This window comes from Kluyvera ascorbata ATCC 33433 (genome assembly GCF_000735365.1).
Classification (GTDB): Bacteria; Pseudomonadota; Gammaproteobacteria; order Enterobacterales; family Enterobacteriaceae; genus Kluyvera; species Kluyvera ascorbata.
The window spans coordinates 1-5,348 of sequence record NZ_JMPL01000184.1; the positions used below are offsets into that span (position 1 = coordinate 1).

5 protein-coding genes are annotated in these 5,348 nt (G+C 56.9%); 1 reads left to right on the plus strand and 4 read right to left on the minus strand.

The window, feature by feature from the left end:
• The 3 genes from GKAS_RS22515 to GKAS_RS22525 all read right to left on the minus strand — a co-directional run.
• On the minus strand, nucleotides 1-677 hold a 677-nt coding region (locus tag GKAS_RS22515), incomplete at its 3' end, for a TerC/Alx family metal homeostasis membrane protein (protein ID WP_035897656.1).
• A gap of 272 nt (nucleotides 678-949) precedes the next feature.
• Entirely contained in the window at nucleotides 950-1,936 is a 987-nt protein-coding gene (locus GKAS_RS22520; protein ID WP_035897658.1) for a Gfo/Idh/MocA family protein, read from the minus strand.
• Nucleotides 1,937-2,008: 72 nt separating this feature from the next.
• Nucleotides 2,009-2,509 carry a YgjP-like metallopeptidase domain-containing protein gene (locus tag GKAS_RS22525; protein WP_035897660.1) on the minus strand — a complete coding sequence of 167 codons (501 nt, stop codon included), beginning with the start codon at nucleotides 2,507-2,509 and terminating at the stop codon, nucleotides 2,009-2,011.
• Nucleotides 2,510-2,591: 82 nt separating this feature from the next.
• On the opposite strand from GKAS_RS22525, the gene rlmG reads away from it, so the two are divergent.
• The gene (gene rlmG / locus GKAS_RS22530; protein WP_035897661.1) at nucleotides 2,592-3,728 is read left to right on the plus strand and encodes a 23S rRNA (guanine(1835)-N(2))-methyltransferase RlmG; all 1,137 of its coding nucleotides are present in this window, start codon (nucleotides 2,592-2,594) and stop codon (nucleotides 3,726-3,728) included.
• A 70-nt stretch (nucleotides 3,729-3,798) separates the two neighbouring features.
• On the opposite strand, the gene GKAS_RS22535 is transcribed toward rlmG, so the two are convergent.
• Nucleotides 3,799-5,348: oxidoreductase (locus GKAS_RS22535; RefSeq protein WP_035897662.1), on the minus strand; the 1,550-nt coding region annotated here is incomplete at its 5' end.

Here is a 5,348-nt window from a genome sequence, read left to right on the forward strand (position 1 = left end):
CCGGGAATGCTGTCGACTGCGAAGATAACGTCGCTCAGCTCCACCAGAATCAACACCAACAGCAGCGGCGTCGCAAACAGCACGCCGTTTCTACGGGTAAAGAAGTGCTCGTTCTCGATTTTGTCGGTCATCCGCAGATGCCCGCGCAGCCAGCGCACCAGCGGCTTATCGCCAATCCCGCCTTCATCTTCCTTCGCCAGCGCCATCTTAATCCCGGTGAACAGCAGGAACGCGCCGAAGAGATAGAGCAACCATTCAAACTGGGAAATAAGCCAGCTTCCTGCGAAGATCATGATAGTACGCAGCACGATCGCACCCAGCACGCCGTAGACCAGCACGCGGCGCTGCAACGCCGCAGGCACGGAGAAGTAGCTGAACAGCATCAACCAGACGAAGACGTTGTCCACCGCCAGCGATTTCTCAATCAGATAACCGGTGAGGAAGGCCAGCGCCTGCGGATCAGCCACCGCGCGGCCCTGGGTTTGTGCCAGATACCACCAGAACGCAGCGTTAAACAGTAATGAGAGGGTGACCCACACCAGAGACCAGGCTGCCGCCTGCTTCATGGACATGGTGTGCGCGCCGCGACGGCCCTGCAGGAACAGGTCGATAGCGAGCATAATCACCACGACGACAGCGAATCCGCCCCACAGCAACGGTGTGCCGACTGTATTCATAGAATTTTCCTTACGCATAAAAAAACGGCTAACGTCAGAAGACGATAGCCGCTGCTTTTTTATGCATAGACCTCGCCTTCCGGCAAGGTCTCACTTACAACTAAAAACGAATGCGGTAGCGCATTCGTTTTCCGTTGCTCGGCGACCGGATACGGTTTTGCACGTATCGTAATGACGATCCACCGACAAGGAAGTTACTCCCCTTTGCACGTAACAAAATATGACAGGCCATTGATTTCGTCAATGGCCTGCAACATGTGCTTTACGTTGTTTTACGCGGCAGGCGCATCCGCCGGGAAGACAACGCCGGTCTGGCGACGAATTTCCGTCTGAACCTTCGCGGTGATATGGCTCACTTCAAGAGCAGGGTGGTTCACTTCGTTGTTTTCGACCAGGCGCGCAAACTCCTCGGCTTCATACAGCATAGTATTAATATGCTGAGGCTGGCTGAGATCCTGCGCCTTGCTGCCGCGCGGGATGAAAGCGACTTTCTGGCACTCGGAGATCTTCTCAATCACCAGCGCGCCCGCTTCACCCTGAATTTCGCTCGGCAGGGTAGAGTCGCTGACCTTAGAGTGCTGCAACGTCACGCTGAAATCACCGTAGTCGAGCACCGCGATACCGTGCGCATCAACGCCGCTATCGAGCAGGCTGGCACAAGCCTGCACCTGTTTCGGCTCGCCCCACAGCGCTACCGCAGAGGCCAGGCAGTAAAAACCGATATCCATGATTGAGCCGTTAGAGAAGGCCGGGTTAAAGGTGTTCGGGTTTTCGCCGTCCAGATAGCGCTGGTAGCGCGAGGAGTACTGGCAGTAGTTAATAAACGCCTTACGAACCGGGCCGACTTTCTCCAGCGACTGCTGCAAAATCTGGAAGTTAGGCAGGCTGGCGGTTTTGAACGCTTCGAACAGCACCACCTGATTTTCCCGGGCGAGGGCGATAGCCTGCTCGACTTCATGCAGGTTGGAGGCCAGCGGCTTCTCGCAAATCACATGCTTTTTATGCTGTAAAAACAGCTTAGTCTGCGGGAAGTGGAGCGAGTTCGGGCTAGCGATATAAACCGCGTCAATGTCTTCGCTTTGCGCCATGGCGTCCAGCGACGTAAACAGATGTTCGACGGGATAATCGTTGGCGAAGGTCTGCGCCTGCTCAAGGCTGCGGGAATAGACGGCGGTCAACTTGTACTTGCCGGTCTCATGCGCGGCATCGACAAACTGGCGGGTGATCCAGTTTGTCCCAATCACTGCGAAACGTATCATAAACGCCTTCTGGCTCCATAAAGGGATTCTCTCGTCAATGTAACACGCCTTTATGACATTGCCAGTGGGCGACTACGCAGTTTCCTTTAACGAAAGGTGCGTCAGCCACAAGCGGGTATCAAACTCCAGCTGGTGGTACTGCGGCTCCATGTAGCAGCACAGCTGATAGAACGCTTTGTCATGCTCTTTTTCTTTCAGATGCGCCAGCTCATGCACGACGATCATCTTCAAAAAGGCTTCCGGCGCGTTGCGAAATACGGTGGCCACGCGGATCTCGGCTTTCGCTTTCAGCTTACCGCCCTGCACGCGTGATACCGCAGTGTGCAGCCCCAGCGCGTTCTTCAGTACGTGGATCTTATTGTCGTACATCACTTTATTGATGGGCGGCGCGTTACGCAGGAACTGGCTTTTCAGATCCTGGGTGTACTGCCAGAGGGCTTTATCGGTGGCGAAATCGTGGTTGCCCGGATAGCGTTTTTCCAGCACCGTCCCCAGACGCTGTTCAGCAATCAGCGTCCTCACTTGAGAAAGCAAATGTTCCGGGTAGCCCTGGAGGTAAGTTAGTTGGTTCATTCATGTCCACGCAAATCATAAAAGTGTATACTCACGCACCCTTTTCAGGGATACGCCGAAATTTTACCATTCAGGAGGGCCGATGAGCCACACAGACAACGGTTTCCGTTCACTGACACTTAAACGTTTCCCGGAGACGGACGACGTTAACCCACTGCTGGCGTGGGAAGCAGCCGATGAATATCTGCTGCAACAGCTGGACGATACTGAGATTCGCGGCCCGGTGCTTATCCTGAATGATACCTTCGGTGCGCTGGCCTGCGCGCTGGCGGAACATACGCCGTACAGCATTGGCGACTCCTACTTAAGCGAGCTGGCGACGCGTGAAAACCTGCGCCACAACGACATTGCTGAGTCTAGCGTGAAATTCCTCGACAGCACCGCGGAATACCCGCAGGCGCCGAGCGTCGTACTGATTAAGCTGCCGAAAACCATGGCGCTGTTGGAGCAGCAGCTGCGTGCGCTGCGCGAGGTGGTCACGCCAGAAACGCGCATTATCGCTGGTGCAAAGGCGCGTGATATCCATACCTCTACCCTTGAGCTGTTTGAAAAAGTGCTGGGCCCAACCACTACCACGCTGGCATGGAAAAAGGCGCGCCTGATAAACGGCACCTTTACTAAACCGACGCTGGCTGAAACGGCTCAGACCCTGAGCTGGAAGCTGGAAGGCACCGACTGGACCATTCACAACCATGCGAACGTCTTCTCCCGTACCGGGCTGGATATCGGCGCGCGCTTCTTTATGGGGCACTTGCCGGAGAACCTGGAAGGCGAGATTGTCGATCTTGGCTGCGGTAACGGTGTGCTGGGCATGACGCTGCTGGCGAAAAACCCAGAAGCTAGCGTGGTATTCGTTGATGAATCACCGATGGCGGTCGCTTCCAGCCGTCTGAATGTGGAAACCAACCTGCCGGACGCGCTGGATCGCAGCGAGTTTATGATTAACAACGCGCTCTCTGGCGTAGAACCGTTCCGCTTCAACGCGGTGTTCTGCAACCCGCCGTTCCACCAGAAGCATGCGCTGACCGATAACATCGCGTGGGAGATGTTCCACCACGCTCGTCGCTGCCTGAAAATTAACGGCGAGCTGTATATCGTGGCGAACCGCCATCTGGACTACTTCCACAAGCTGAAGAAGATTTTTGGCAACTGCGAAACCATCGCCACCAACAACAAGTTTGTGATCCTGAAAGCGGTGAAGTTGGGTCGTCGTCGTTAATGAGATAGCGCCTTCCCGGCGTCGCGTTCGTAGCCCGGCCGAGCGAACGCGACGCCGGGGGCTGGCTGGCTTAAATATTTAGCGCCAGCTTCGTCCCCTGCGCAATCGCCCGTCGGGCATCCAACTCGCTTGCTACATCACAACCGCCGATAAGATGCACCGTCTTGCCCGCCGCCAGCAGCGGTTCGTGCAACGTACGGTTTGGCTCCTGACCGGCACAGATAATCACATTATCAACCGCTAACACCTGCGCTTCGCCGCCTATCTCAACGTGCAGCCCCTCATCGTCTATCTTCTGGTAGCTGACAGCTGGGATCATCTTCACGCCGCGTGAAAGCAGGGTGGTGCGGTGGATCCAGCCGGTGGTTTTGCCTAACCCTTCGCCCGGCTTGCTGGCTTTACGTTGCAGCATCACAATCTGCCGCGGGCTGCGGGCCAGATGCGGCCCTTCCGGGCGCAGGCCGCCTGACTGCAACAGGCTGGTATCGATACCCCATTCCACGCAAAACTCGGCGATATTCTGGCTGGTGGAGTCGCCGGGCTGGCTTAAGTACATCGCCGTATCAAAGCCGATGCCGCCGCAGCCGATAATTGCCACGCGTTGCCCTACTGGCGCTTTATCGCGCAAAACGTCCAGATAGGTCAGCACTTTGGCATGTTCGATCCCCTCGATCGGCGGCTTGCGCGGTGCGATCCCGGTCGACAGGATCACTTCATCAAAACCGAGGAGATCGTCGGCGCCGACGCGCTGGTTAAGCTTCAGCGTGACGCCGGTGACGTCGATCATCCGGCGGTAGTAGCGCAGCGTTTCGTAAAACTCCTCTTTGCCGGGGATCTGCTTGGCGATATTAAACTGCCCGCCAATTTCTGCGCTGGCGTCAAACAGCGTGACCTGATGACCGCGTGCGGCAGCATTGATAGCAAAGGCCAGCCCCGCCGGGCCCGCGCCGACGACCGCCAGGTTTTTACGTGTGGTGGCAGGAAGGATCGGCATTTTGGTTTCGTGGCAGGCGCGCGGGTTGACCAGGCATGAGGTCACCTTGCCGACAAAGATCTGATCCAGACAGGCCTGGTTACAGCCGATGCAAGTGTTGATCTCATCGCTGCGCCCCGTCTGGGCTTTTGACAGCAGCTCGGCGTCAGCGAGGAATGGGCGCGCCATTGATACCATGTCGGCATCGCCACGCGCCAGAATATCGTCCGCCACCTGCGGATCGTTAATGCGGTTGGTGGTAATCAGCGGGACGGTCACCAAACCTTTTAATTTGCGCGTCACCCAGCTAAACGCACCGCGCGGCACCGGCGTGGCGATGGTCGGGATCCGCGCTTCGTGCCAGCCGATCCCGGTGTTGATGATCGTTGCGCCTGCGGCTTCGATCGCCTGGGCGAGGCGTACGGTTTCATCAAAGGTGCCGCCGTTATCCACCAGGTCGAGCATCGACAGGCGGTAGATAATAATAAAGTCTTTCCCGACGCGCTGGCGCACGGCGCGCACCACTTCTACCGCGAAGCGCATGCGGTTGTCGTAGCTGCCGCCCCATTGATCGTCGCGCTGGTTGGTGCGTGCGGCGAGAAATTCGTTAATCAGGTAGCCTTCCGAGCCCATCACTTCCACGCCGT

Bases quoted from the DNA above. Each gene is read 5' to 3' on its own strand.
- GKAS_RS22525 (WP_035897660.1), bottom strand. From the start codon at position 2,509: ATGAACCAACTAACTTACCTCCAGGGCTACCCGGAACATTTGCTTTCT.
- rlmG (WP_035897661.1), top strand. From the start codon at position 2,592: ATGAGCCACACAGACAACGGTTTCCGTTCACTGACACTTAAACGTTTC.
- GKAS_RS22520 (WP_035897658.1), bottom strand. From the start codon at position 1,936: ATGATACGTTTCGCAGTGATTGGGACAAACTGGATCACCCGCCAGTTT.